The following is a 25,813-nucleotide window of genomic DNA, read 5'->3' as shown; positions in this document are numbered from 1 at the left end:
ATGATTGCGAAAACTATTGCGGGTGTCGGTAAACGAACACTTGCGATCTGTGAGTCATTTGGTCGAGCAAGCCTGATGTTATTTGGCGCTTTGTTTGGCGTCCCGAGACTAAAAAACTTCCCTTTATTAGTTAAACAACTTTATAGCGTTGGCGTTCAGTCATTAGCTATTATTTTGGTTTCGGGTCTGTTTATTGGCATGGTACTTAGCCTACAGGGTTATGTCGTATTAATTGATTACGGTGCTGAAGGTAACCTTGGGCAAATGGTCGCGCTGTCGTTACTACGTGAACTAGGCCCTGTGGTAACAGCGCTTTTATTTGCTGGGCGTGCTGGTTCTGCGTTAACGGCTGAAATTGGCTTAATGAAAGCAACGGAACAAATCTCTAGTCTTGAGATGATGGCCGTTGATCCTCTTAAACGCATTATTGCACCACGACTTTGGGCAGGGCTTATCTCAATGCCATTGCTTGCTATGATCTTTATGGCGGTAGGTATTTGGGGCGGTCAGCTAGTGGGTGTTGATTGGAAAGGCATCGACCACGGTAGCTTTTGGTCTGCGATGCAATCTTCTGTTGAGCTGGGTCGAGATATTGGCAACAGCATGATCAAATGTATGGTCTTCGCTATCACCGTAACGTGGATCGCGCTTTTCAATGGTTATGATGCAGTACCGACCTCTGAAGGTATTAGTCAAGCAACCACACGCACTGTAGTGCACTCTTCTCTAGCGGTATTAGGGCTAGATTTTGTTCTTACCGCATTGATGTTTGGGAATTAATCATGCAACAAACTCGAAAATTAGAATTATGGGTCGGCACCTTTGTTATTGCCGGAATTTGCGCAATCTTAATCATGATCTTTCAAGTCGCTGACGTAAAAGGTCTCGGTTCAAACCATACTTACAACTTAAAAGCGACCTTTGACAACATTGGTAGCCTGAAAGTTCGCTCTCCGGTAAAGGTGGGTGGCGTGGTTGTTGGCCGAGTTCAGAGTATTCAGCTTGATACTGAAAGCTATCTCCCTGTGGTTGAACTGTCTATTGATGCGAAGTACTCACAATTTCCTGATACCTCTAGTGCTCAAATCTTAACGTCTGGTTTAATTGGTGAGCAATACATCAGTCTTGTTCCTGGCTTCATTTTTGAAGATGAAGAGATGTTGGTTGATGGTGACTCGATTGAAGACACCAAATCAGCATTAGTGCTCGAAGATTTGATAGGCCAAGTGCTGTATAGCGTTGGCGGTTCTGATGATAATGAAGCTAAGGAGTAGTCTCATGTTAAAGACGAATAGCCTATTGAAAAAATGGTTTATAACAGCGGTTGCTTTGCTGATGTCGACTCAAGTTCTTGCTGAAGAATCGATTGATCGCACTCAGCCTTATCAGATGATGACTCAAGTAGCCGAAGTGTCTTTTGAACGCCTGAAGAACGAACAAGAGAATATCCACAATGATCCTGAATTATTGAAGGTTATTGTAGAAGAAGAATTGATGCCTTATGTGAACGCTCAATATGCAGCACTTAAGTTGTTAGGGCCAAACCTAAAAGGTGCGGACAGAAAAGACGTGCGTGTATTTATCGATTCATTCCGTAAGTACCTCGTTTCTTCTTATGCTCAGGTACTGACGCAGTACACGGATCAGACGATTCAATTTGGTCCAGAGCCAAGAATCAAAGCAGATAGTCGTATTACGAGTATAAAGGTCGATATCATTGATACGCCGCGCCCAAACATTAAGCTTGAGTTTAAGTTACGCAAAGACAAGAAGTCAGGCGAATGGAAGGCATTCGATATGGTTGCTGAAGGTATTAGTCTATTATCAAGCAAGCAGTCAGAGTGGAATACTAAAATTCGTCATGAAGGCATCTTACAAGTTGCTGACGAACTAGAGAAATTGGCAGCGCAGCCCATTCGTTTTGAGAGCAACAAATAATGAGCCATTCTCAATGGCAAGCACTAAGCTCTAAAGAGTATCAGCTGCTCGGTGATATCGACCGAGACAGCGTTCCTGCAATCTGGCGAATATTGGAAAAGTGGCAAACAACGGAATCGAGCGTTGAAATTGACCTTAGCCATATAAATCGAGTCGATTCAGCAGGAATGGTGATGCTAATTCACTTATTAGAGCATGCAAAAAATCAAAACTGTCATATAATGCTCAGTTTCGTGCCAGAACAATTACGAACGTTGTTCCAATTGAGCAATATCCAGCCAATGATGGCAGAACACATAAAAAATTAGGCAGGAGCTATTTGTGGACAGCACAAAAGTACAAGAATTATTAGCAGCGGCACTGAACCTTCAGGAGATTTTCGTGAAGGGTGAAGGCAGTCATTACGAAGTTGTTGCGGTTGATGCATGTTTTGACGGCATGAATCGAGTTAAGAAGCAGCAACTAATCTACGGCCCACTAATGGAATACATTCAACGCAATGACATCCATGCTCTTTCTATTAAGGCGTTTACGCCAGAAGAGTGGGAACGTGATAAGAAACTGATGTCACTTTAAGGTTTATGATGGAAAAGTTTCGAGTTATTGGATCGGATAAGCCGCTAAGCGGTGAAGTGACGATCTCAGGCGCAAAAAATGCAGCGCTACCTATCTTATTTGCTTCAATTCTTGCTGAAGAGCCAGTGGAAGTAAGTAACGTTCCTCACCTACGTGACATCGATACTACGATGGAACTACTAAAGCGTTTAGGCGCAAAAGTATCACGTAACGGTAGTGTTCATGTTGATGGCAGCGAAATTAATGAATTTTGTGCACCTTATGATTTAGTAAAAACAATGCGTGCTTCTATCTGGGCTTTGGGTCCTCTAGTTGCTCGTTTTGGTGAAGGCCAAGTGTCACTTCCTGGTGGTTGTGCGATTGGTGCCCGACCTGTTGATTTACATATCCATGGCCTAGAGCAACTAGGTGCGACCATTGTATTGGAAGATGGTTATGTGAAAGCAAGTGTTGATGGCCGTCTGAAAGGCGCGCATATCGTGATGGATAAAGTAAGTGTGGGTGCCACCATTACTATCATGTGTGCAGCAACATTGGCTGAAGGTACAACTGTATTAGATAACTCAGCGCGCGAGCCTGAGATTGTTGATACGGCAGATTTCCTAAACAAACTGGGTGCTAAGATTTCTGGCGCAGGTACAGACACGATCACTATCGAAGGCGTTGAGCGTCTTGGTGGTGGCCAACACTCTGTGGTTGCTGACCGTATTGAAACCGGTACGTTCTTGGTTGCTGCGGCAGTGTCTGGCGGTAAAGTCGTTTGTCGTAACACTAACGCTCATCTTCTTGAAGCTGCATTAGCGAAGCTTGAAGAAGCGGGTGCGAAGGTTGAAACAGGCGAAGACTGGATCAGCCTTGATATGACAGATCGTGAGCTGAAAGCGGTGAAAATCGTAACAGCACCTCACCCAGGTTTCCCAACCGACATGCAAGCACAATTTACTCTGCTTAACATGATGGCGAAGGGCAGTGGTGTTATCACTGAGACTATCTTTGAAAACCGCTTTATGCACATCCCTGAGTTACAGCGAATGGGCGCAAAAGCGGAAATAGAAGGCAACACGGCTATTTGTGGTGAAACCAAAAAATTGAGCGGCGCTCAAGTAATGGCAACGGACCTTCGCGCATCTGCGAGTCTTGTTATTGCTGGCTGTATTGCTCAAGGTGAAACCATTGTTGACCGTATTTATCACATCGATCGTGGCTACGATAAGATTGAAGATAAATTGTCAGCCTTAGGCGCAAACATTACACGGTTTAGCGAGTCGAACTAACTTAGGTTAGTGAGTTCATGAATCAATAAGATGAAAACAGAAAAGTCGGAACCTTGGTTTCGGCTTTTTTATAGTTGTATTTACCGCCAGTGAATCTGTTGCCTATTTTGTGCAAATAGATGAATCAACTTGGCGGTTGTGAGGAACAAAATGATAGCAATATTACGTATTTTCGCAGTGGCGATATTTGCGATTCTTATGTTTGTATTTGGGTGTGGTTACTGTCTACTAAGCCCACGCAACCCGAAACACGTATTTACCTTTGGTCGTTATTTCGGTCGCATGTCGAAAATCTTTGGTATGAAGTTAGAGCTTCGTATCCCGGAAGATGCTTACTCTCGTGGCCAACATGTTTACGTTGCAAACCACCAAAACAGCTGGGATCTATTCACGATTTCATCAGCGGTAACACCTAAGGTTGTGACTGTTGGTAAGAAGAGCTTAGCGTGGATGCCTCTTTTTGGTCAGCTGTATTGGCTGACGGGTAATATCCTAATCGACCGCGCTAACCGCAGCAAAGCGGTAGGTACGATTGACCAAGTGGTCACTAGCCTAAAAGAGAGTGATGTTTCAGTATGGATGTTCCCTGAGGGGACTCGTTCTCGTGGTCGTGGTTTGTTACCATTCAAAACGGGTGCTTTCCATGCTGCGATTGGCGCTGGCTTACCTATTATCCCTATCGTGTGTAGCTCAACAGGTGGCGTGAAGCTGAACCGTTGGAACAATGGTCATGTGATTGTTGAAATGCTGCCACCAATCAGCACTGAAGATTACGATAAGTCTAATGTTCGTCAACTGGCTAACCTAGCTCGTGAGCAGATGGCTGCGAAGCTTGAAGAGTTAGACAAAGAAGTGGTTGAGCTTAATAAGAAGTAATCATCTAAGCGAAACGATGAACAATAAAAAAGGTTGCCAATTGGGCAACCTTTTTTGTATCTGATAAACGCTCAGCTCTATGCCAATTTGTTTACTAGAAACCGTTTATTCTAGATATTAAAACCTATTTGCGAACCGCAATAGCTTCGATCTCAATACCTACATCTTTTGGCAGACGCGCTACTTCAACACATGAGCGTGCAGGGTAGTTTGCAACACCGTGCTCATCAAAGAATTTACCGTAAACTTCGTTTACTGTACCGAAGTCGTTTAGGTCTTTAACGAATACCGTTAGTTTTACGATGTCTTTTACAGTCAGGCCTGAAGCTTCAACAACTGCTTGAACGTTGTCTAGAGATTGGCGAGCTTGCTCTGCGATATCAGCAGATACTTCACCAGTTGCTGGGTTTACTGGGATTTGACCAGAAGTCAGAACCATGTTGCCAAGGTCAACACCTTGTACGTATGGGCCGATTGCAGCTGGAGCAGATTCTGTGTGAAGTACTTTAGTCATTGGTTATTCCATCAGTTATTGGATAAAAAGCGATTTTTAGTGTGCCTTCAAACTTAGGATAGGTAAAGAGCAAAATACCCCGCACAGGCGAGGTATTGAATAGTTTTTGCGTTCGATCGGCGTTGCCGTATGACGTTATCTTTCTGTCACGATCTCACGAGAGAAGACTTTTTCGCAGTATTTACACTTCAATCGAATATCTTCTTTCTTTTCAAAGATCTTAAAGCTGCTTTCAACGGGTTCATTGTGAGTAATACAATTGGTGTTTGGACACTCGAACACATCGTTGATTTGCTCAGGAAGCTCTAGTGGTAGCTTCTTAACCACTTCGTAATCTTCGATTTGGTTTACGGTCGCGTGAGGCGCGTAAAGTGCTAACTTGCTCGCCTGTTCTTCAGTGATAAACACATTCTCTATCTTGAGTAAGTCTTTACCGCCTAGAGCAGAGGATGGCAGGTTTAGGCCAATAGTTACTCGCTGATTAGAGTTATGCATGTCGAACAGTTTGAGTACCTTGATCCCGATGTTGGCTGGGATATGGTCGATAACCGTTCCGTTCTTGATTGCTTCAACTTTTAATTGAGTCTCTTTAGACATGATATCTCTCCTCTACAGCGTTTCGTTAAGAACAAGGGCTAGCAATGCTTCACGCGCGTAAACACCGTTCTCAGCTTGCTGGAAGTAGTAAGCGTAAGGTGTTTTATCGACATCGACAGTAATTTCATCAACACGAGGAAGAGGGTGAAGAACCTTTAGGTTATCACGTGCATTTTCCAACATCGGAGCCGTCAGGATGTACGCTGATTTGATGTGCGCGTATTCCGATTCATCAAAACGTTCTTTTTGAACTCGAGTCATGTACAGAACATCCAACTCTGGAATCACATCTTCCATGTCGGTCAGTAGTTGGTACTTGATGCCCGCTTCATCAAGCTCTTCACAAATGTAGTCAGGCATCGCCAGTGCTTCTGGAGCAACGAAGTAGAAACAGATGTTGTCGAACTTCGCTAGTGCTTGAGTTAGCGAGTGAACCGTACGGCCGTACTTAAGGTCACCAACGAATGCAACGTTTAGGTTGTCTAGGCGACCTTGAGTTTCGGCGATAGAGAACAGGTCTAATAGCGTTTGTGTTGGATGTTGGTTTGCGCCGTCTCCCGCGTTAATAACAGGTACACCGTTTGAGAACTCAGAAGCCAGACGCGCAGCGCCTTCTTGAGGGTGGCGCATTACGTAAGCATCAACGTATGAAGAGATGACCTGCACTGAGTCTGCTAGCGTTTCGCCTTTCTTCGCCAGTGACGTGTTACCACCGCTATCGAAACCAATCACATCACCACCGATGCGCTGAATAGCCGTTTCAAAAGAGAGACGAGTTCGCGTTGAAGGTTCGAAGAAGCAGCTTGCAACAACTTTGTTCTTGATGAGTTCTGGGTTTGGTTCAGCTTTAAGTTGACCTGCCGTTTGAACAATTAATTCTAGCTCTTCACGAGAAAGCTCTGGAATTGAGATGATGTGCTTTTGATAGAGCGAATTCGCCATGATCTTCTTCCCCACAATAATGTATTGGCCATAAAAAAGCCCCCCATAATGGGAGGCTTTAAAAAAGTGCTGAAAAGCAGAATAGACGGCCTGGCAAGCATGCTAGCTTGCGAGCAATATTTGGTGTTTTCACAATTTTATTATGTGTTTTCACAATATCATTATGTTTTATCACAACATTGCTTGGCGTCATTTTCACTACTCTCAGACAAATTGCCGAGAATTATACGCTTTCAATTTGTGAGCGCAAGCGATTACATCAAGCTTTTGTTTACTTTCATTATTCTCTATTGGCCAAGTGTCGCGACCATTACTGCTTTGATGGTGTGCATGCGATTCTCTGCTTCATCAAACACAATTGAGTAGTCGGACTCAAATACTTCATCTGTTACTTCCAAACCGTTCATTCCATATTTGTCTGCGACTTGCTGGCCGATCACGGTTTCATTGTTGTGGAAAGCTGGCAGGCAATGCATGAACTTAACTTGAGGGTTACCTGTGAGCTTTATGACATCCATATTCACTTGGTAAGGTGTCATCACAGCCACGCGTTCGTCCCAAGCTTCGGGCGCTTCACCCATAGAAACCCAAACATCGGTGTAAAGGAAATCACAACCTTTCACGCCTTCGGCAACGTCTTCTGTCAGCGTGATTTTTGCACCTGTAGTTTGTGCAATAGCTTGGCACTCTTCAACGAGCTGTTCTTCTGGCCAGAATGCTTTAGGTGCGACAAGGCGAATATCCATACCCATTTTAGCTGCACCTACTAATAGAGAATTACCCATGTTGTTACGAGCATCGCCTAGGTAAGCAAAGCTGATTTGATGCAGATGTTTACCGCGACCATGTTCGATCATAGTAAGGAAATCAGCCAAGATTTGAGTTGGATGGAACTCATCGGTTAGACCATTCCAAACCGGTACACCCGCATAAGCGGCAAGATCTTCGACAATGCTTTGGCCAAACCCTCGGTATTCAATACCATCGTACATGCGACCTAATACACGCGCGGTATCTTTCATTGATTCTTTTTGACCAATCTGAGAACCAGAAGGGCCTAAATAAGAGACTTGCGCTCCTTGATCAAAAGCAGCTACCTCAAAGGCACATCGAGTTCGAGTTGATGCTTTTTCAAAGATCAAAGCGATGTTTTTACCGTTAAGCTTTTTCTGCTCTGTACCTGCATACTTAGCTTTTTTAAGGTCAGCAGACAGGTCGAGTAAAAACTGAATCTCTTTAGGAGTAAAGTCGAGAAGTTTTAGAAAGTTACGATTGCGAAGATTAAATGCCATCTCTCGCTCCTTGGGTATATAGAATCAATGAAGAACTTAGTTAAACATAAAAATGCTATATTTGTGAATATTTATTTTATTAATTTGATAAAAAAGGCCAGTACAATGGTACTGGCCTAGATAAGTTAATGTGTTCGCTTTATTGAACTACTTGAGTTAAATACCGTCTCTTTCGATAGGACAGCTCATGCAACGAGCGCCACCACGACCGCGACCCAATTCATTGCCTGGAATTGTCAGAACTTCGATGCCTGCTTTGTCGTATTTCTCATTGGTGTAAACATTACGCTCATAACCGATAACCGTACCCGGCTTCACCGTCAGTACGTTGTTAGCGTCATTCCACTGTTCACGTTCAGCTTCGTAGTTATCACCACCAGTTGTGATGATCTTCAGTTGATCGAGATCCAGTGCGCCTTCAATCGCTGTTAGGTAGTTTTCAGCTTTCTCTACTCGCATTTCGCCATTTTCTTTCGGCGTTAAGCGCCAAGTATCTAGGTCTTTACGAACGATCTCTGGATAGACAGAGAATGTGTCGATATCCATGTGCGTCATGACCGTATCAAGGTGCATACAAGAGCGGTGCTTCGGTAAATCAATCGCAATCACTTCTTTAGCTTGACCGGACTTGAATAAACTCGCAGCTAGGTTTTCGACACCTTGTGGCTTGGTACGCTCTGAAATACCGATAAGAACAGCGCCTTTACCGATTACCAGTACATCACCACCTTCAATATTGGCGTTGTCGTAATGAAGATCTTCATCACCGAAGTACTTAATGAAATCTTGCCCCGCGAATACAGGGTGCCAGCGATAGATTGCTCGCAAGTGATTCGTTTCTCGTTGACGAGCAGGCATCATCATAGGGTTAAGAGAGACACCGCCATAAACCCAGCAAGAAGTATCGCGGGTAAATAGATGGTTAGGTAGCGGCTCAATAACGAAATCAAGTGGGCGGTGCATCTTCGGTAGCATTGAAGAAGATTTAATAGGAAGCTCAGAGTAGGCTAAACCACCAAGTAGGATCGTAGCCAAGTGCTCATTGTCCATTTGAGCAAGGTACTCTCTTAAATCACGTGCGAATGTAGGGCCGTAACGGAAATCAGAGATTTGAGTATTAAGCAGCCACTCACGAGCTTGTGCTACAGCGAGTGTCTCAACCAGTAGGTCATGCAGTAATAACACTTCAACGTCTTGGTTACGAAGTGTTGTCGCAAAGGCATCGTGTTCTTCACCTGCCGCTTCTACTGCAAGTACATCATCAAAGAGTAGCTCATGACAGTTAGAAGGGGTGAGGTGGGTGAGTGCCCTTTCAGGCCTATTTAGGAGAACTCGTCTTAATTGACCGACTTCGGAGCCAACGTACAGCTTACTCATTTTGCATCCTTACTATTAATCCAGCGTCTATTTATGACAAGCTTGTTCGTAATATGCAAGTTTTGAAACTTGTGTAAAGGTTATGTTATTTTGATATTTTTGGTTTTAAATGCTGAGTTGTATGGGATTGTTAATATTAAAATCCAACCGAAAGGCTGAGTTATGGAACAAACTTTTTGCGGATCTATGCTCCAATTTCAGTGATTTGATAATCCACTTTGCTTGGTTAACGTGATTTTTCATTCAAAATTTATGCAGTTACTTACTTATAAGTGAGGTTTTATGCATCGATGAAGTGATCGGCAGTATGCATCTGATATGATTAACCACTCAATTTTGAGGAGTCAGGCTAAAAGTAACAATAAAAATGAAATGCTAAAACACACGATGGTTAAAAATATGTTGAAAATTTGTTTCTGTGATTTTGATTTCACTTTTTAATTGATATCCCTTCTGTTATCTAGCGATAAACTTACTCTTCTACACCTGATCTAGGTGGCTTTTCTAGGCGATCCGTGCCATATTTCGTGGCAATCAAATTTGATCTTTTCATAGTCAACACTCTGGAGCAGACACATGTCTCACGAAGATGAATATCTATCAGTAGCGGAATTAATTGAATTTCAAAAAGGAGAGACTCGCGACATCATTGAAGCACTAATCGAAGATGGTAGCGATCCTGAAGCTCTATACGATATCGAGCATCACCTATTCGCTGAAGATTTCGCAGTACTTGAGAAAGCCGTTGTTGAAGCATTCAAAATGGGCTTTGAAGTGCTTGAAGCTGAAGAGACAGAAGATGAAGATGGCAACAAGCTTCTTTGTTGTGATGCAACGATGCAGTGTACTCTGAACGCAGAAGCGATTGATGAGCAAGTTGAGAAGCTTGTAAATCTTGCAGAGAAGTTTGACATTATCTACGACGGTTGGGGCACTTACTACGAAGGTGAAGATGCTATCTACCCTGACGAAGATGATGAAGACGAAGAGTAATCTCTCCCAGTTTTAAAGAATGCCAGCCTTGAGCTGGCATTTTTTTGTCCTCAGAAAAATAAATGTCTTTATATGCATTCATTCATTATAATGCGGTCAAAATTGATCTAGCTCAAGGAATGACATGCGGCTACCTCTCGATGGTCTTTGGCAAATTTCGCCACTGACGGATCTCTCTATCCCACAAGATGACATTACCTTTCCTGCTCCATTAAGCTCAAAGCTCCCTAACAGCTTGAGTGAAGAGGAAATCGCAGAGCAAGAATGGCACCTGATGCATGACATCGAAGTGGATGATGCCATGTTGGCATGCCCATTTGTTGAGCTAGTCGTCGCAGGCGTTGACTACTTTGCAGAAGTGCGACTCAATGGCGTTGCCGTGTTTGACTGTGATGGCAGCGAAGCCGAATATCGTAAAGACATCCGTCCTTATATGCAGCCTGGTCGAAATCGTTTTGAGATCCTTTTCCTTGAAGAAGAGGAGAGCCTGTTGCTTGAAGAGGATATGGATGACTCTATCTCTTCACAGGTCGTCGCTAAATCAGATTCTCGTATCGGAATCTGGCAAGCTCCATATCTGCAGTTCGTTCGTAACGTCAAGCTTGAGCAAGTCGTCACCGAGCAAATCTGGCATCACGGTGGTGGCTGTGAGTTTAAAGTAGATGTTATTTATCAAACGTTAAAGCCGGGATTAATATCGGCATCAATCAAGTTTAATGGTATGACTCTCGTGATGCCGATTGATGTGCGAGCAGAACATACGGGTGTTGTGTTTCAGGTTGAGGCTCCAATGGTATTTAACCTTGAGAAGCCCAACCCTAAGCATTTATATCAGTTAGAAGTAGAACTCGATGGGCAAAAAGAGAGTTCTTTCGTAGCCTTGAATCCAGCCTCTTGCGTGAGTAACTTTTTGCGTAACTAGCGGTTATTCAATTAGCCCGTTACGTAATGAACCAATTTGCTCACTCGCTTGTCATCTAATGAACTGCCGACGCTAACCCTATTTCAAAAACACATTATAGCGTTTTGGCCATGACAACCTCACAAGCGTCATGGCCTGTTTCTCCCCAAGCTGAATCAAGGTGTTCAAAGTCCAATTTTTCGTAAAGTTTAACGGCGGCATTAAGGCATTCGGTCGTTTCTAGATACATATGTTGATAGCCCAGTTCCTTCGCTTTCTCCATCGACATATTAACCAACTTCTTCGCTAAGCCTTTGCCTCTGGTTTCTGGCAAGAAGTACATTTTTTGCAGTTCACAGACTTCTGGCATACCGGCTAGTGGTGCAAATCCACCACCACCAACAACCTTTCCATCAAGTTCAATCACCCAATATTGAGATCTTTCATTGTTATAAACACTGAACATGTCTTCTAAGGTGGGATCAGCAACACCATAACCTTTATCTTCAGTTAGCCCGTTTTCATAAGAGACTTGTCGAATCACATTGGCCACTCCGGTGTTGTCCTGCTGTTGTAGGGGGCGAACCACCACATCGATTGAAGCGTGGCTTTGTTGCAGTGCTTTAAGGTAGTGCTCGATTCCCCTCGAAACTTGTTGGGTTTCCGCTTCGGTTAAACGCTCAAGTACCGAGTCATAAAACTGATTCTGTTGACTGTGAAGCTGGGCAAGAGTGTTTATCCCTTGCTCTGTTACTGAAGCAACAACACTGCGTTTATCGTTGGGGTGTGGCGAGGTTTGGATTAACGAGTTCTTCGCTAGATTGTTGACTGCTCTACTGGCGTTGGACTTATCAATATTGAGCTTATCCGCTAATTGGTTCACGGTTAATGGCTGCTGTTCTAGTTCAATCAGTGTATGAGCTTGAATCGGAGGTAGGGCAATATCACCACAATCTTTGTCGAGCATTCCAAGCTGTCGAACGAGCTGACGTGATAATTCTCTAAGTTGTGCTGAAGTCATGTTGCCTCTCAATGTGGTTGCGATGTACAACTATAATTTAATTGCGAATCGCAACTATGTCAATGGGGTTATTGTAGGAAAGGGGGAATAAATTAGAGATCAAAGGGTTAATGTTGATAGTTCGCTCTCTTTTTATATTAATTATCAATTGATCAGAATGATGTGTTTCTATATTTTTACGTTGTTGATGTGCACGCAGATGTACATGGTTGTTTTTAAAACGTCAAATGGAATAGAGAAATGGAAACAAAACAGTTAGAAACTAGGGCGAATTTTAAGGGAAAGGGTAACGAATATTTTGGTATTTGGATCGTTAATATCCTTCTATCCGTCATCACATTGGGTATTTATTCGGCTTGGGCAAAAGTTCGAAATAAACGTTACTTTTATGGGAATACATTTATTGGCAGTGATAGCTTTGAATATCATGGTAAGCCTATACAAATATTGAAAGGGCGAATCATTGCGTTGATTTGTGTAGTCGCTTGGGGAGTCAGTAATCAATTTGCTCCTCAGGTTGCATTGGTTTTATTACTGGCTTTCTTTGCATTGTTACCATTGTTATCTCGCAGTAATGCTCGTTTTGATTCTGCAATGACAAGCTTTCGAAATGTTCACTTCTCTTTCCACGGTACTGTTTCTGGAGCCTACTGGGCAATTATTGGGCGCGGTCTTGTTGTGGGTGTCGGCGTATTTACGGCAATCATGGCAATAATATTTACTATGCAAATGAACATGATTGCTGGTGGCATCGCCATTTTAATATCCATACCTTCTTATGTTTATTTACAATCCTGGCTACTTGCTGGTATCGCCAATTATTTTTCTAATGGTTATCGCTATGGCGATCGTCAGTTTAAAGCTGATTACCAAGATGGCTTTTATTTCAAAGTATACTTAACCAGTATGATTGTATGGCTGGTTGTCTCTATTGTTGCCGTCTTGGCTCTCTTCAGTGCCGTTGGCTTTAACATGATCAACAACCCTGAGTCGTTATCCGAAATCGCTAACAACGGAAGTTTGACTTCAATGATAGTTGCTTATTACTTTGTTTTCATTGTTATGAGTATTGCGATTGCTGCTTACATTCAAGTAAAAATTAGAAATTATACTTTCTCTAAATTAGTGCTTGAAGGAAAAGAAAATGAGGCCGATTCAACGTTAAGTTTTGCTTCGACATTAACGATAAAAAGCTACATGCTTTTAGTATTAACTAACTTCTTGCTTCAAGTGATTACCCTCGGGTTAGCTAGACCATGGGTGATGGTAAGAACGATGAACTACTTGTCGGAGAATACGTATGTTCAAGGTAACTTAGATTTACTAGTAGCAAACGACCAACCGTCTGATGTGGAATCGGCTATTTCTGATGAAATAGCTCAAGCGTTTAATGTTGATCTTGGTATTGGCTAAATGATCTCTGGTGTTGCACACCCGCCTCGTAGTTCTGAACGCTGCGAGGCCATTTTAGATATATCTCACCCTGATAAACTACTCCTGAGTGTGGATGGGGATGGTTCTATTGTTTCTGCATATTTTGAACGTGTTGAAATTATGCGAGGCGTTGGATCCGCTCCAACAAAGCTCAAATTCCCAGATGGATGGCAATTTATCACGGAGGCAAGTGATGAATTGGACGCCTATTTGAGAGACAGAGGTAAACATAATTTCTTAGGTAAATTAGAAAAGAACATCATGGCTATCTTAGTTAGTAGTGTTGTTCTTGTGTTACTTACTATTTCTATGTTTACTCATGGGATCCCGTGGTTAACTCATCAAATAGTCACTTATTTGCCTGATTCAGTGCCTAGATTGGTTGAAAATCAGGTTTTAGAGTCTTTAGATGAACAGTTCTTTGAGAGCTCTACTCTGCCGGAAGAACGACAGAATCATATTCGTCAGCGCTTTGAAAAGCAGTTGCAACAAATGAATATTGAGGGCGATGTACAGTTGGTCTTTCGTTCTTCAGAACTTGGCGCCAATGCTTTTGCACTGAGTGCGGGAACAATCATTGTATTAGATGACTTAGTTCGGTTGACTGAGACGAAAGAGCAACTAGACAGTATCTTGTTACATGAATTAGGACATGTTCAACATCAGCATGTAATGAAAGTATTGGTTCGATCCAGTTTGTTATCAGTAACTGTGGCGGCTTTGACTGGTGAAAGCTCTGGGATCATTGATAACCTTACGGGTCTTGGTGTGTTTGTTGCAAATAATGGTCAATCACAAGATGCAGAGCGAGAAGCGGATTCATTTGCTTCCTATTCGATGATCGAGCTGCATGGCTCTAATCAAGCTATGATTGAGATGTTTGAATTGTTAGGAAAAGGTTCTGATGGACATACTGAACTACCCACATGGCTCAGTTCTCATCCTGAATTGGGTGAACGGATTGAAACATTGAGGGACGTACATTAGTTGTTTACTGGTGAAGGCTAGTGTTAATGCTTAAATCATTGTTATCTAATGTGAATGTATTAATCAAACAATTAAAACCGAATTTTAGACAATAAAAAGGGCAGATTATTATCTGCCCTTTTTCTTACTTAAAAACTATCGCATGGATTATAAAGCAGCGATTGTCGCTTTTTGCTCTTCAAGCTTAACAAGAGTTTCTTGGTAGCCTTCAAGCTTTTCACGCTCTTTCGCGATAACGGCTTCTGGTGCTTTAGCAACAAAACCTTCGTTACCTAGCTTACCTTCGATACGCTTAATCTCACCGTGAGTCTTCGCTACTTCTTTATCTAGACGAGCAAGCTCAGCATCTTTGTCGATAAGACCCGCCATTGGGATCATCAGCTCAGATTTGCCAACCAGTTTGGTTGCACAAGCCGGAGTTGCTTCGCCGTCTGCTAGAACTTTAATATCGTCTAGCTTAGCTAGAGAAGTAAGAACGATCTTATTTGCTTCGATACGAGCTGCATCTTTCTCATCAGCGACTTTGATCATTACTTCTAAGCCTTGGCTTGGTGCAATGTCGTATTCCGCACGTAGGTTACGGATAGCTGTGATGAAAGTTTTAACCCATTCGATGTCGTCAACGATCTCAGCATTGAAGTTAGCTTCATTAAACTGAGGAAGCGCTTGAGTCATGATGGTCTCGCCTTCAACGCCGTCTACTAGTGGCTTAACGCTTTGCCAGATAGATTCAGTGATGTAAGGAAGAACAGGGTGAGCAAGACGTAGAGTCTTCTCAAGAACCGTGATAAGCGTGTAACGAGTCGCTTGTTGTTGAGCTTCAGTACCCTTCCAAAGAACAGGTTTAGTTAGCTCTAGGTACCAGTCACAGAATTGGTTCCAGATGAATTCGTAAAGCGTGTTTGCTGCCATGTCTAGACGGTAGTTGTCTAGATGAGCGTTAAACTCTTTCGCTGCAACTTCAAACTGAGATTCAATCCACTTGTCTGCTAGAGAGAATTCCATGTTTGCACGGTCTTCTACAGACAGTGACATGCCACAATCGTGCTCTTCTGTGTTCATCAGTACGTAACGGCTTGCGTTCCATAGCTTGTTACAGAAGTTACGGTAACCTTCAAGACGCTTCATGTCCCAGTTGATGTCACGGCCAGTTGAAGCCATAGCAGCAAGAGTGAAACGCAGTGCATCGGTACCGTATGGTTCGATACCATCTTCGAAAGTTTTACGTGTTGCTTTTTCGATCTTAGCAGCCAGTTTAGGTTGCATCATGTTGCCACAACGCTTCTCTACTAGCTCTTCAAGGCCGATGCCGTCAATCATATCGATAGGGTCAAGTACGTTACCTTTCGACTTAGACATCTTGTCGCCGTTTTCATCACGGATAAGGCCCGTCATGTAAACTGTTTTGAAAGGTACTTGAGCCTTGCCGTCTTCGTCTTTCACGAAGTGCATAGTCATCATGATCATACGAGCAACCCAGAAGAAGATAATATCAAAACCAGATACTAGTACTTCTGATGGGTGGAATGTTTTCATTGCTTCAGTATCTTCAGGCCAGCCTTGTGTGCCGAACGTCCAAAGTGCAGAAGAGAACCATGTATCAAGAACGTCGTTGTCTTGCTTAAGAACAATTACCGGTGAAAGGTTGTTCTTTTCACGAACTTCTTCTTCAGTGCGACCTACGTAAACTTTACCATCGTTGTCGTACCATGCTGGGATACGGTGACCCCACCAAAGTTGACGAGAGATACACCAATCTTGCACGTCACGCATCCACGCGAAGTACATGTTTTCGTACTGCTTAGGTACGAATTGGATCTCACCATCTTCAACGGCTTTAACAGCAGGCGCAGCAAGAGGTGCTGTACGCACGTACCATTGGTCAGTCAGCATTGGTTCGATAACCACGCCACCACGGTCACCGTAAGGAACGGTTAGATCGTGATCTTTGATTTCTTCAAGTAGGCCTAGTTCTTCAAATTCAGCAACCGTTGCACGACGAGCTGCAAAGCGCTCCATACCTTGGTATTTAGCTGGAAGCTCTGTTGAGTACACATCGCTCTCTTCACCGTTCGTTGTGAAGATTTCTGCCGCATCACGGATATCACCGTTGAACGTTAGGATGTTGATCATTGGTAGGCTATGGCGCTTGCCCACTTCGTAATCGTTAAAGTCATGAGCTGGCGTGATTTTCACACAACCCGTGCCTTTATCCATGTCAGCGTGCTCATCACCTACGATAGGGATAAGACGATTTACGATAGGAAGCAGGATTTCTTTACCGATAAGATCTTTGTAGCGAGGATCTTCAGGGTTAACCGCAACACCGGTATCACCAAGCATGGTTTCAGGACGCGTAGTCGCAACGACAATGTAGTCTTTGCCATCAGCGGTTTTAACACCATTCGCTAGCGGGTAGCGGAAGTGCCACATAAAACCTTTTTTGTCTTTGTTTTCAACTTCAAGATCAGAAATTGCAGTGTGCAGTTTAGGATCCCAGTTTACTAGACGCTTACCACGGTAGATTAGGTCTTCTTCGTATAGACGAACAAATACTTCTTGAGTCGCAGCTGATAGGCCGTCATCCATAGTGAATCGCTCACGATCCCAATCTACAGATGCACCAAGACGACGAAGTTGTTGAGTGATCGTGCCACCTGATTCGCCTTTCCATTCCCAGATCTTGTCGATGAAAGCTTCACGGCCGTAGTCGTGTTTTGTTTTGCCTTCTTCAGCGGCGATCTTACGCTCAACAACCATTTGAGTTGCGATACCAGCGTGGTCAGTACCCACTTGCCAAAGCGTATTTTTGCCTTTCATACGTTGAGCACGGATAAGCGTATCCATGATCGTATCTTGGAACGCGTGACCCATGTGTAGGCTACCAGTGACGTTCGGTGGCGGGATCATGATGCTGTAAGCTTCTTTTGATGTGTCACCGTGTGGCTTAAAGTAGCCTTTCTCTTCCCAAGTCTTATACAGAGCTTGTTCGATTGATGTTGGGTTGTATGTCTTTTCCATAGTGCTCTTAAACGGATACTGTGAATGGTTAATCGTGGTCAAACTTCATAAGTGAAGCTTCTTGAATCTAAATCCAAAGATAGCTTTAACTATGAGGTTTGACTATGGATGTTGAATCTCGATAGTTTGTAGCTGATATCCAGCCTGACGGTAAATTTTATACCTTTCTCGAGCGAGTTGCTTAGGTTTTTCGTCGCAAGGAACGAAGTCTATCACCTGAGCAAAGGCGTTCGCAAAGGTTGTATGATTATCGGCCAGATTTATTACCAATTGGCGGTTCCAATTAGGTTTGACACCTTGATGGCCTATCTCAATATTCGTTGAATATTTTGGACCTTCGCCAACCAAGTTGTGCGCGATAAATTCAGTAGGCTCTACTTGCCAAAAAACTTCAGCGATACGCTCAGCATGATCTTTATCGTTACAGTTGAGATAAAGTTTAGCGCCTTGTTTTGCAAAATGCTGCGCAAGAAACAACACGTAGTGAGCAAAACCCTCTTCACTGGCTTGCGGGCTGTCTGGAGACACAATGTAAAACGTAGCAGTCTGCATATTTAACACTCGAACTGAAAATTGTGGATATCAATGTTACTTGGTTAACAGGCTCTAACAAATAGCGCTTATTAAAAAAGGGCCCGTAGGCCCTTTTCATTATTTTGAAGATTGCTCTTCAGTCTCATGGCCGCTGCGGTTCAATAAGAATTGGACTAGCATTGAGACAGGACGACCTGTCGAGCCTTTCGCTGCACCTGACTTCCACGCGGTACCTGCACTGTCGATGTGAGCCCAGTGGTACTTTTTGGTGAACTTAGACAGGAAACAACCTGCGGTGATAGTACCGCCAGGGCGGCCACCGATGTTTGCCATATCAGCAAACGGGCTGTTTAGCTGCTCATGGTACTCGTCTGCCATAGGTAGACGCCATGCACGGTCACTTGCTTGCTCTGAAGCATTAACAAGTTCATGAGAAAGAGGGTTGTGGTTTGATAGAACGCCACTGATGTGGTGACCTAAAGCAATAACACACGCGCCAGTTAGTGTTGCAACGTCAACAACACAATCCGGTTCAAAACGCTCAACGTAAGTTAGAGCATCACATAGAACCAAGCGACCTTCAGCATCAGTGTTGAGTACTTCAACCGTTTGGCCAGACATTGTCGTTAGAATGTCACCTGGGCGGTAAGCATTGCTACCCGGCATGTTTTCACAGCCTGCAAGAATACCGACAACGTTGATTGGCAAGTTAAGTTTCGCCAATGCTTTCATTGTGCCGAATACAGATGCAGCACCACACATGTCGTACTTCATCTCATCCATGCCTTCACCAGGCTTAAGTGAGATACCGCCTGAATCGAAAGTAAGACCTTTACCGACTAGAACGATAGGTTTTGCATTTGGGTCAGCAGCACCTTTGTATTCCATGATAGACATCATAGATTCGTTCTTAGAGCCACGGCCTACTGCTAAGTATGAAGTCATACCCAGCTTTTCCATCTCTTCTTCACCGATGATCTTAGTCTTTACTGTCTCATAATCGTCAGCTAAACGACGAGCTTGAGAAGCTAGGTAAGCCGGGTTTGCGATGTTTGGTGGCATGTTGCCAAGGTCTTTAGATGCTTTCACACCTGAAGCAATAGCAAGACCATGAGAAATCGCTTTTTCGCCAAGGCTTAGCTCGCGACGAGTTGGTACATTGAATACCAATTTACGCAATGGACGACGAGTCTCTGGTTTGTTGCTCTTAAATTGGTCGAATGTGTAAAGACCATCTTTAGTCGCTTCTACCGCTTGACGAACTTTCCAGTAAGTGTCGCGACCTTTAACGTGAAGCTCTGTAAGGAAGCATACTGCTTCCATAGAACCTGTTTCGTTTAGTGTGCTGATGGTTTTTTGGATAATTTCTTTGTATTGACGCTCGCCTAGCTCACGTTCTTTACCACAGCCTACCAGTAGAACACGTTCTGAAAGTACACCAGGTACTTGATGCAGTAGCAGCATCTGGCCAGGTTTACCCTCTAGATCACCGCGACGAAGCAGTGAACTAATATAGCCATCGCTAATCTTATCTAATTGCTCGGCTACTGGAGAAAGGCGGCGCGGTTCGAATACACCGACAACGATACATGCGCTGCGCTGTTTCTCTGGGCTGCCACTTTTTACACTGAACTCCATGCGTACTCCTACATCCTGAAGACAAATCGAACTAAATGTTAGATAATGGGTTCTTACTTGTTGGATCCTATAATGGAACTAACCTTAAAGAAGAACGCTAACACTTAGCTAAAAATTTAAAAAAATAAAAGGTTCAACGGGAAATTATAGTGATTCAATCAAAAAAACAAGTTTTGTATAGGTAATTTGAGCGTGATTATTGTTAGATATTTGATCCGCGAGACAATCAAGAGCCAATTTGCGATCTTTTTTGTTCTCTTTCTCGTGTTTCTCAGCCAAAAATTCATCAGTGTTTTAGCGGACGCCTCTGATGGTGATATTCCTGCGAGCCTCATATTGTCGATTGTTGGTCTAAATATGCCGGCAATGGGCTTGTTGATGCTTCCACTCAGTATCTATATTGGTATTTTGCTTACTTTTGGCCGTCTTTACGCTGAAAGTGAAATAGTCGTAATGAACGCTACGGGTATTGGTAATAAATTCCTTATCCAATCTGCGCTTTATTTGGCTTTGATTACCGCATCTGTTGCTGCCTTTAACTCATTTTGGTTATCTCCTTGGTCGCAAGACAAAGTTGAGCAAATGTATGAAGAAGTCGCTGCAGAAAATAGTGTTGATTTATTGCCAAAAGGTAAGTTTGAAGGTACGCCGGATGGTTCTTCTGTCGTTTTCATTGATGATATCGACGGTAATAAGTTAGAAAATGTGTTTGTTGCTCAAATGCGCCCACGTGATTCGGTATTGCCTAGTGTGATGTTCTCTAAGTCAGGTGATGTAAAAGAACTCAGCGATGGTCGCCAAGTGATTGTGATGTACGATGGTACCCGTCATGAAGGGATTCCAACACGTCTTGATTATATGGTGACGCACTTTGAAGAGTACGAAGGCTTAATTGGTCAGCGTGAGGTTGAGAAAAAAGGTCGAGATTGGGAAGCCATTCCTACGCTCGAACTGATTGGCAATCCAGAAAACAGTGCTAAAGCGGAATTACAGTGGCGAATTTCATTGGTGCTTTGTATTCCATTGTTGACCATGCTTGTCGTGCCACTGTCTGCGGTGAACCCTCGACAAGGTCGTTTCGCTAAAATTGGGCCAGCTATTCTAATTTACCTAACCTATTTCTTAGCAATTAGTGCAACCAAATCTTCGATTGAAGAGGGGAGTATCCCTGCGGTAGTCGGCATGTGGCCAATTAATGCGTTATTGTTATTTGTCGCAATTGGTGCAAACTTTATGGATAGCGTGCCAGTAAGGCGTTTGAAAGAAAAATTCAAGAATAAAAGGTTAGCTTAAGCCGTGTTTAAGATTCTCGATTTATATATAGGCAGAACCATCATCGCAACAACGTCACTGGTATTGGTGACGTTTGTTGGTCTCTCTGGGATTATCAAGTACGTAGAGCAGCTGAGAAAGGTTGGTCGTGGTACCTATGATCTATTACAAGCGCTGTATTTCGTTCTATTGAGTATCCCTCGTGATATCGAGATGTTCTTTCCAATGGCTGCATTACTTGGTGCGTTGATTGGATTGGGTATGCTTGCTGCGAGCTCTGAGCTGGTGGTGATGCAGGCTGCCGGTTTCTCTAAGTTAGATATTGGCCTATCGGTACTCAAAACCGCCATTCCATTAATGATCGTGGTGACTCTTCTTGGTCAATGGGGTGCGCCTCAAGCACAGAAGATGGCTCGTGATCTGAGAACCATATCGATTGCTGGTGGTAATATTATCTCTACTCAAAGTGGGGTATGGGCGCGTGATGCCAATGACTTTATATTCGTTGTCAAAATTGACGATGAAAAGCTATATGGTTTGAACATGTGGCGCTTTGATGAAAATAAGGCACTTAAGACCGCGATATATTCTGAAGAGGTCGATTACGTTGGAGACAACGTTTGGACAATGAATGATGTCGAGATCACATCGTTCGAAAATGAGATTCAGATTACCAAAGAAAGCCTACCGACATACTCATGGAAGACGTCACTCGCTCCAGATAAGCTTGCGATTGTAACGGTTAAGCCTGAAGAGCTGTCTTTAAGTGGATTGTATGATTATGTTTCCTACCTAAAAGCGTCGGAGCAAGATGCATCACGCTATGAGCTCGCTTTATGGAGAAAGATAACTCAGCCTATCTCGATAGCGGTCATGATGTTGATGGCACTGTCGTTTATCTTTGGTCCATTACGAAGTGTGACTATGGGTGCAAGAATTCTTTCGGGGGTTATTGCAGGTTTCACCTTCTATATATCCAGTGAGTTTTTTGGTCCGGTCAGTTTGGTTTACCAAATACCACCGGCCTTTGGTGCGTTAGCCCCGAGCGTGGTGTTCCTCGGAATAGCCATAATGCTCTTGAGGCGGAAACTGTAGATAGAAAAAGGAAGGCATAACGCCTTCCTTTTTTGATCTTGCTTGTAGCGAGATTAATAGCGTTATCGTGCTTGTGGTAGCACGACTACTTCAGTCTTCGCCCAGATGTCGTGAAAGCCTCGCTTCTGAGGATCGAATGGAACACATAAGTTTGCCAATCCAAACCCTGAGGTTCCTAAGCGAATCAGTGCTTGGGTTACCGTAATTGCTGAGCCATCTTTGTTTTGAACACGCAGTTTCCAAGCTCTCATTCCTAGCGTTTGGCCAGCTCTTGTCCAGAAGAATACAAAGAAGTACACCCAAACTACGACTAAGTAGAAAGTATATGCTGGGCTCCAGATAGGGTGGTTCGTTAAGAAGTCACTAACATCGGCATAACCGCTATGGTTAAAAACGCCAAGAGCCATGAGTGCGTGCAGTAGAGCGACAATGACGCCAGCCGCCAACATTTCAATAGCGATTACGATAAGGGCGTCATAGAACAAGGCACCAAATCGGCGCATTACTCCTGCTGGTGGCATTGTGTTTGTTGATGTCATGGTGTTATTACTTCTTCAAAAATTTAGGCGTCAGAATATAGTCTAAGGCTTGGCGTGAAAAGAGACATGACGCACAGCTTATGACTTAGTGGCGAAATTATCGGCAAACACACATGAATTCAAGTTTTTATACTTGCCACATCAGTTCGCATACGTATAATGCCAGACATCGAAAGGGCAATGCCCCAAGATAATGCCGGTATGGTGAAATTGGTATACACGACGGATTCAAAATCCGTTGCCTTCGGGCGTGGCGGTTCAAGTCCGCCTACCGGTACCAAACATAGAAAGGTCGCTTTTATAGCGACCTTTCGTCGTTTTGGACGTTTGTGAATTCCTAACCCAGCGTGTCGGCTTGGATGCAAGCCCAGTCAAGTCGCCTACCGGTACCATATTTTAAGATAGAGCCTCAACGAAAGTCGGGGCTTTGTTGTATCTGGAGAGCAGAAAACGTTGCCTTCGTGGTGGCGGCAGGAATGCCTGTCCAATCAGTCGGTCTAAACCAGTACCAAACATAGAAAGGTCGCTTTGGGATGTTTGTGAATCCCTAACCCAGCGTGTCGGCTTGGATGCAAGCCCAGTCAAGTCGCCTACCGGTACCATATTTAAATGACAAAGCTTCGACTCAAGTCGAGACTTTGTTGTATCTAGAGACCAGAATACGTTGCCTTCGTGGTGGCGGCAGGAATGCTTTTTCAATCAGTCAGATCTTGTGGTTTCATTCCTAAATCTCACGGTTTCCCTTCGTAATTCGATTCCTTAGTGAATTAATCATCTTAAATCATGATGTTACCTACCAATCTCTCTTCTATTGTCTATGTTTAAAGGAATAATAGAGGAGAGATATATGCTGACAGTAACCCCTTACTTGTTTTTTGATGGCCGTTGTAATGAAGCGTTGGATTTTTACCATAAGTGTTTTGGCGGTGTAGTTTTATCTAAACAACTTTTTAGTGATGCGCCACAAGTAATAGAGGGAGCTCAACCTGATTGGATTATGCATGCTGAGTTCGAAGCATTTGGTATGAAGCTGATGATGTCCGATGGTGTTAAAGCCAAGGAGCTTGAAGGGAACAACCTTGCACTCTCGCTTGTTACCGAGGATACCGCGACTCAAGAACACATCTTTGAAAAGCTAAAGCAAGGCGGGCGTATAATGACACCGCTAGCGGATACTTTTTGGGGGGCTCGGTTTGGCAAAGTAGAAGACAAGTTCGGTATACGTTGGATGGTGCACTGTGATTCTTTAAGTTGAACCTGTGAAATTGGATAGTGAAATTGCTGCTTGGTTTTATTAGAATTATAAATAGAGATTAATAATCAATATTATATATAAAAATGGGCAGCATAAAGATTACCGTAGATCGCATTCAGCCCGGTCTACATGTACGACTCCCAGTAAAATGGAATGAACACCCATTTCTACTCAACAGCTTTAAAATCAAAGACGACGCCCAAGTAAAAGTCATTCGACATCTTGGGATTAAGCACGTCTATATAAACCCGAACCAAAGTGATACATCACCCTTACCCGCGAACCATGTGAGTGAACAAGACCTTGATTGTGATTTACAGGTAAGCCTTGAAGCAGAAAGAATGTGGAAAGATAAGCATGAGCGTATCGAAACTCTAAGCTCTTACCGTCGTAGGGTGAGCCATTGCGAGAAAGAGTTCGAACGTTCGCTTGCTCGAATGCGTTCAGTGATGACTAAAATCCGTAATCGCCCATTAGATGCGGTAGGGGAGGTTAAGGCTCTTGTTGATGATATTGTCGAAACCCTAGTGAGCGATGATAACGTCACCTTGCATCTCATGAATGCAAAAGGTGACTTTGAAGATATCTACTTTCATACATTAAATGTCTCTGTTATTGCGCTAATGATAGGTAAAGCTAAAGGCTACAATACGCAACAGTTGAAAGATCTTTCATTTGCCGCATTGTTCCACGATGTAGGCAAAATCAAAATACCAGTCGCGATATTAAGAAAGCAGAGCGCACTAACGGTACCAGAAGAGAACTACCTAAAGCTTCACACCAAATATGGTGCAGATATTGTCTCAACAATTGATGACTTTCCTGAAAGTGCTAAAAAGGTGATTGCTCAACATCATGAGATGAATGATGGTTCTGGTTATCCTGAAGGTTTAAAAGAAGATGAGATCGATGAGTTTGCCAAGATAGTTGCAGTAGCTAACGCTTTCGATAATCTTTGCCATGGTAAAACGCAATATCAACAAATGATCCCATATTTGGCATTGTCTCACTTATATAAGAACGGCAAATATCTATATAGCCAAGATAATTTGGGGTTGTTGGTTAAGTTTATGGGAGTCTACCCACCAGGAACCGTAGTACAACTTTCAAATGATTCGATTGGGATTGTGATATCTGTTAACGCCAAGCATATGCTTTATCCAAATGTACTGATCTACGATCCTAGCGTGCCAAGAACCCAAGCCCCGATCATTGACCTCTTTATTAAAGAGATCAAAATCGTTAATGCTGTTCATCCAAGCAAGCTACCGGAACAAGTTAGAGAATATCTAAACCCTAGGGCTCGTTTATCTTACTTTTTTGATAATGGCGAGTAGTTATCCACAGGTCGTTGTGGGTAATTTGTTCGAAACTTGGGGTGAAACTGGTATAAATAAGCCCTTGGTTGAAATGTCCTCACTTAACCTCTTTTTTCAATAAAAAACGCATTTATTGCTTGCCAATATGAGCGGTATCTCTATAATGCCGCCTCACTGATACGGCAGGCGCCACAAGGCTTCAGCGCAGAATGTTGGTAAGGCAACTAGCTTAAAGCGTTTAATCGCTCCTACTTTTTAAAAGTGGAAATTAATTCCCAATAAGTGTTTGACACTGAGAATTAAAACGCTAGAATGGCCGTCCACTTCGAGAGGCTCCTTACTTAAAGGAACGCTCAACAAGTGAAGCTCTTTAACAATTTAAACCTATCAATCTGTGTGGGCACTCGTTGATGAATAT

25 protein-coding genes and 1 tRNA gene are annotated in these 25,813 nt (G+C 43.2%); 16 read left to right on the top strand and 10 right to left on the bottom strand.

All coding sequences use genetic code 11. From position 1 onward, the window contains the following. From mlaE to OW495_RS20580, 7 genes are all read left to right on the top strand, one after another. Positions 1 to 780 carry a lipid asymmetry maintenance ABC transporter permease subunit MlaE gene (gene mlaE, locus OW495_RS20610; protein ID WP_020477255.1) on the top strand — a complete coding sequence of 260 codons (780 nt, stop codon included), beginning with the start codon at positions 1 to 3 and terminating at the stop codon, positions 778 to 780. Positions 781 to 782: 2 nt separating this feature from the next. Next, positions 783 to 1,274 carry an outer membrane lipid asymmetry maintenance protein MlaD gene (gene mlaD / locus OW495_RS20605; protein ID WP_065104177.1) on the top strand — a complete coding sequence of 164 codons (492 nt, stop codon included), beginning with the start codon at positions 783 to 785 and terminating at the stop codon, positions 1,272 to 1,274. Between the two features lie 4 nt (positions 1,275 to 1,278). Then, entirely contained in the window at positions 1,279 to 1,938 is a 660-nt protein-coding gene (locus OW495_RS20600; protein ID WP_241910206.1) for a phospholipid-binding protein MlaC, read from the top strand. Next, positions 1,938 to 2,246, top strand: coding sequence for a lipid asymmetry maintenance protein MlaB (locus tag OW495_RS20595; RefSeq protein WP_004735315.1), 309 nt, complete (start codon positions 1,938 to 1,940; stop codon positions 2,244 to 2,246). Before OW495_RS20600 ends, OW495_RS20595 begins: the two co-directional genes overlap by 1 nt. 13 nt (positions 2,247 to 2,259) lie before the next feature. Next, on the top strand, positions 2,260 to 2,514 hold the full coding sequence (gene ibaG / locus OW495_RS20590) for a BolA family iron metabolism protein IbaG (RefSeq protein ID WP_004735316.1): 255 nt from the start codon (positions 2,260 to 2,262) through the stop codon (positions 2,512 to 2,514). 8 nt (positions 2,515 to 2,522) lie between these two features. Continuing rightward, positions 2,523 to 3,788 carry a UDP-N-acetylglucosamine 1-carboxyvinyltransferase gene (murA, locus tag OW495_RS20585; protein WP_029223045.1) on the top strand — a complete coding sequence of 422 codons (1,266 nt, stop codon included), beginning with the start codon at positions 2,523 to 2,525 and terminating at the stop codon, positions 3,786 to 3,788. 150 nt (positions 3,789 to 3,938) lie between these two features. Then, entirely contained in the window at positions 3,939 to 4,664 is a 726-nt protein-coding gene (locus OW495_RS20580; protein WP_004735318.1) for a 1-acylglycerol-3-phosphate O-acyltransferase, read from the top strand. Between the two features lie 124 nt (positions 4,665 to 4,788). On the opposite strand, the gene OW495_RS20575 is transcribed toward OW495_RS20580, so the two are convergent. From OW495_RS20575 to arcA, 5 genes are all read right to left on the bottom strand, one after another. Further along, entirely contained in the window at positions 4,789 to 5,178 is a 390-nt protein-coding gene (locus OW495_RS20575; protein WP_004735319.1) for a RidA family protein, read from the bottom strand. A 135-nt stretch (positions 5,179 to 5,313) separates the two neighbouring features. Continuing rightward, the gene (gene pyrI / locus OW495_RS20570; protein ID WP_004735320.1) at positions 5,314 to 5,775 is read right to left on the bottom strand and encodes an aspartate carbamoyltransferase regulatory subunit; all 462 of its coding nucleotides are present in this window, start codon (positions 5,773 to 5,775) and stop codon (positions 5,314 to 5,316) included. Between the two features lie 12 nt (positions 5,776 to 5,787). Next, entirely contained in the window at positions 5,788 to 6,717 is a 930-nt protein-coding gene (pyrB, locus tag OW495_RS20565) for an aspartate carbamoyltransferase (protein WP_004735321.1), read from the bottom strand. 287 nt (positions 6,718 to 7,004) lie between these two features. Further along, on the bottom strand, positions 7,005 to 8,009 hold the full coding sequence (locus OW495_RS20560; protein WP_122054730.1) for an ornithine carbamoyltransferase: 1,005 nt from the start codon (positions 8,007 to 8,009) through the stop codon (positions 7,005 to 7,007). Positions 8,010 to 8,165: 156 nt separating this feature from the next. Then, the gene (gene arcA / locus OW495_RS20555; RefSeq protein ID WP_009847726.1) at positions 8,166 to 9,386 is read right to left on the bottom strand and encodes an arginine deiminase; all 1,221 of its coding nucleotides are present in this window, start codon (positions 9,384 to 9,386) and stop codon (positions 8,166 to 8,168) included. A 576-nt stretch (positions 9,387 to 9,962) separates the two neighbouring features. Here arcA and rraB point away from each other — a divergent pair. Next, positions 9,963 to 10,379 (top strand): ribonuclease E inhibitor RraB, encoded by a 417-nt coding sequence (rraB, locus tag OW495_RS20550; protein ID WP_004735324.1) that lies wholly within the window; start codon positions 9,963 to 9,965, stop codon positions 10,377 to 10,379. Between the two features lie 124 nt (positions 10,380 to 10,503). Then, positions 10,504 to 11,301, top strand: coding sequence for a hypothetical protein (locus OW495_RS20545; protein ID WP_102545690.1), 798 nt, complete (start codon positions 10,504 to 10,506; stop codon positions 11,299 to 11,301). 94 nt (positions 11,302 to 11,395) lie between these two features. Here OW495_RS20545 and OW495_RS20540 read toward each other — a convergent pair whose 3' ends face one another. Then, on the bottom strand, positions 11,396 to 12,301 hold the full coding sequence (locus OW495_RS20540) for a bifunctional helix-turn-helix transcriptional regulator/GNAT family N-acetyltransferase (protein ID WP_289888051.1): 906 nt from the start codon (positions 12,299 to 12,301) through the stop codon (positions 11,396 to 11,398). Between the two features lie 240 nt (positions 12,302 to 12,541). Between OW495_RS20540 and OW495_RS20535 the strand changes: the two genes are divergently transcribed. Next, positions 12,542 to 13,714 carry a YjgN family protein gene (locus tag OW495_RS20535; RefSeq protein ID WP_102514529.1) on the top strand — a complete coding sequence of 391 codons (1,173 nt, stop codon included), beginning with the start codon at positions 12,542 to 12,544 and terminating at the stop codon, positions 13,712 to 13,714. Continuing rightward, entirely contained in the window at positions 13,715 to 14,722 is a 1,008-nt protein-coding gene (locus tag OW495_RS20530; RefSeq protein WP_102514528.1) for a M48 family metallopeptidase, read from the top strand. It begins immediately after the preceding gene. 147 nt (positions 14,723 to 14,869) lie between these two features. Here OW495_RS20530 and OW495_RS20525 read toward each other — a convergent pair whose 3' ends face one another. The 3 genes from OW495_RS20525 to pepA form a co-directional block, all read right to left on the bottom strand. Further along, entirely contained in the window at positions 14,870 to 17,743 is a 2,874-nt protein-coding gene (locus tag OW495_RS20525) for a valine--tRNA ligase (RefSeq protein WP_004735333.1), read from the bottom strand. Between the two features lie 102 nt (positions 17,744 to 17,845). Then, positions 17,846 to 18,295, bottom strand: a complete 450-nt coding sequence (locus tag OW495_RS20520; protein ID WP_102384439.1) for a DNA polymerase III subunit chi — start codon at positions 18,293 to 18,295, stop codon at positions 17,846 to 17,848. A gap of 99 nt (positions 18,296 to 18,394) precedes the next feature. Then, complete coding sequence (gene pepA / locus OW495_RS20515) at positions 18,395 to 19,915, bottom strand: leucyl aminopeptidase (protein WP_065104169.1); 1,521 nt, start codon at positions 19,913 to 19,915, stop codon at positions 18,395 to 18,397. Between the two features lie 192 nt (positions 19,916 to 20,107). Between pepA and lptF the strand changes: the two genes are divergently transcribed. Together lptF and lptG are read left to right on the top strand one after the other, a co-directional pair. Beyond that, positions 20,108 to 21,208: an LPS export ABC transporter permease LptF gene (lptF, locus tag OW495_RS20510; protein ID WP_029225986.1), complete on the top strand. Its 1,101-nt coding sequence runs from the start codon at positions 20,108 to 20,110 to the stop codon at positions 21,206 to 21,208. A gap of 3 nt (positions 21,209 to 21,211) precedes the next feature. Continuing rightward, positions 21,212 to 22,282, top strand: a complete 1,071-nt coding sequence (gene lptG / locus OW495_RS20505; protein ID WP_017110558.1) for an LPS export ABC transporter permease LptG — start codon at positions 21,212 to 21,214, stop codon at positions 22,280 to 22,282. Positions 22,283 to 22,344: 62 nt separating this feature from the next. Here lptG and OW495_RS20500 read toward each other — a convergent pair whose 3' ends face one another. Beyond that, complete coding sequence (locus OW495_RS20500; protein ID WP_017107789.1) at positions 22,345 to 22,821, bottom strand: RDD family protein; 477 nt, start codon at positions 22,819 to 22,821, stop codon at positions 22,345 to 22,347. A gap of 195 nt (positions 22,822 to 23,016) precedes the next feature. Between OW495_RS20500 and OW495_RS20495 the strand changes: the two genes are divergently transcribed. The 3 genes from OW495_RS20495 (at position 23,017) to OW495_RS20485 (ending at position 25,413) form a co-directional block, all read left to right on the top strand. Further along, a tRNA-Leu gene (locus tag OW495_RS20495) sits at positions 23,017 to 23,101 on the top strand. 567 nt (positions 23,102 to 23,668) lie between these two features. Further along, complete coding sequence (locus OW495_RS20490) at positions 23,669 to 24,076, top strand: VOC family protein (protein ID WP_029223348.1); 408 nt, start codon at positions 23,669 to 23,671, stop codon at positions 24,074 to 24,076. Positions 24,077 to 24,159: 83 nt separating this feature from the next. After that, positions 24,160 to 25,413, top strand: coding sequence for an HD-GYP domain-containing protein (locus OW495_RS20485; protein ID WP_099165098.1), 1,254 nt, complete (start codon positions 24,160 to 24,162; stop codon positions 25,411 to 25,413). Positions 25,414 to 25,813 lie beyond the last annotated feature (400 nt).

Origin of the sequence: Vibrio sp. 14N.309.X.WAT.E.F5, from assembly GCF_030397615.1 — a bacterium.
In the GTDB taxonomy this organism is placed as follows: Bacteria; Pseudomonadota; Gammaproteobacteria; order Enterobacterales; family Vibrionaceae; genus Vibrio; species Vibrio lentus.
The sequence above is the reverse complement of the archived record's forward strand: the minus strand, read 5'-3'. Positions and strand labels throughout refer to the sequence as shown.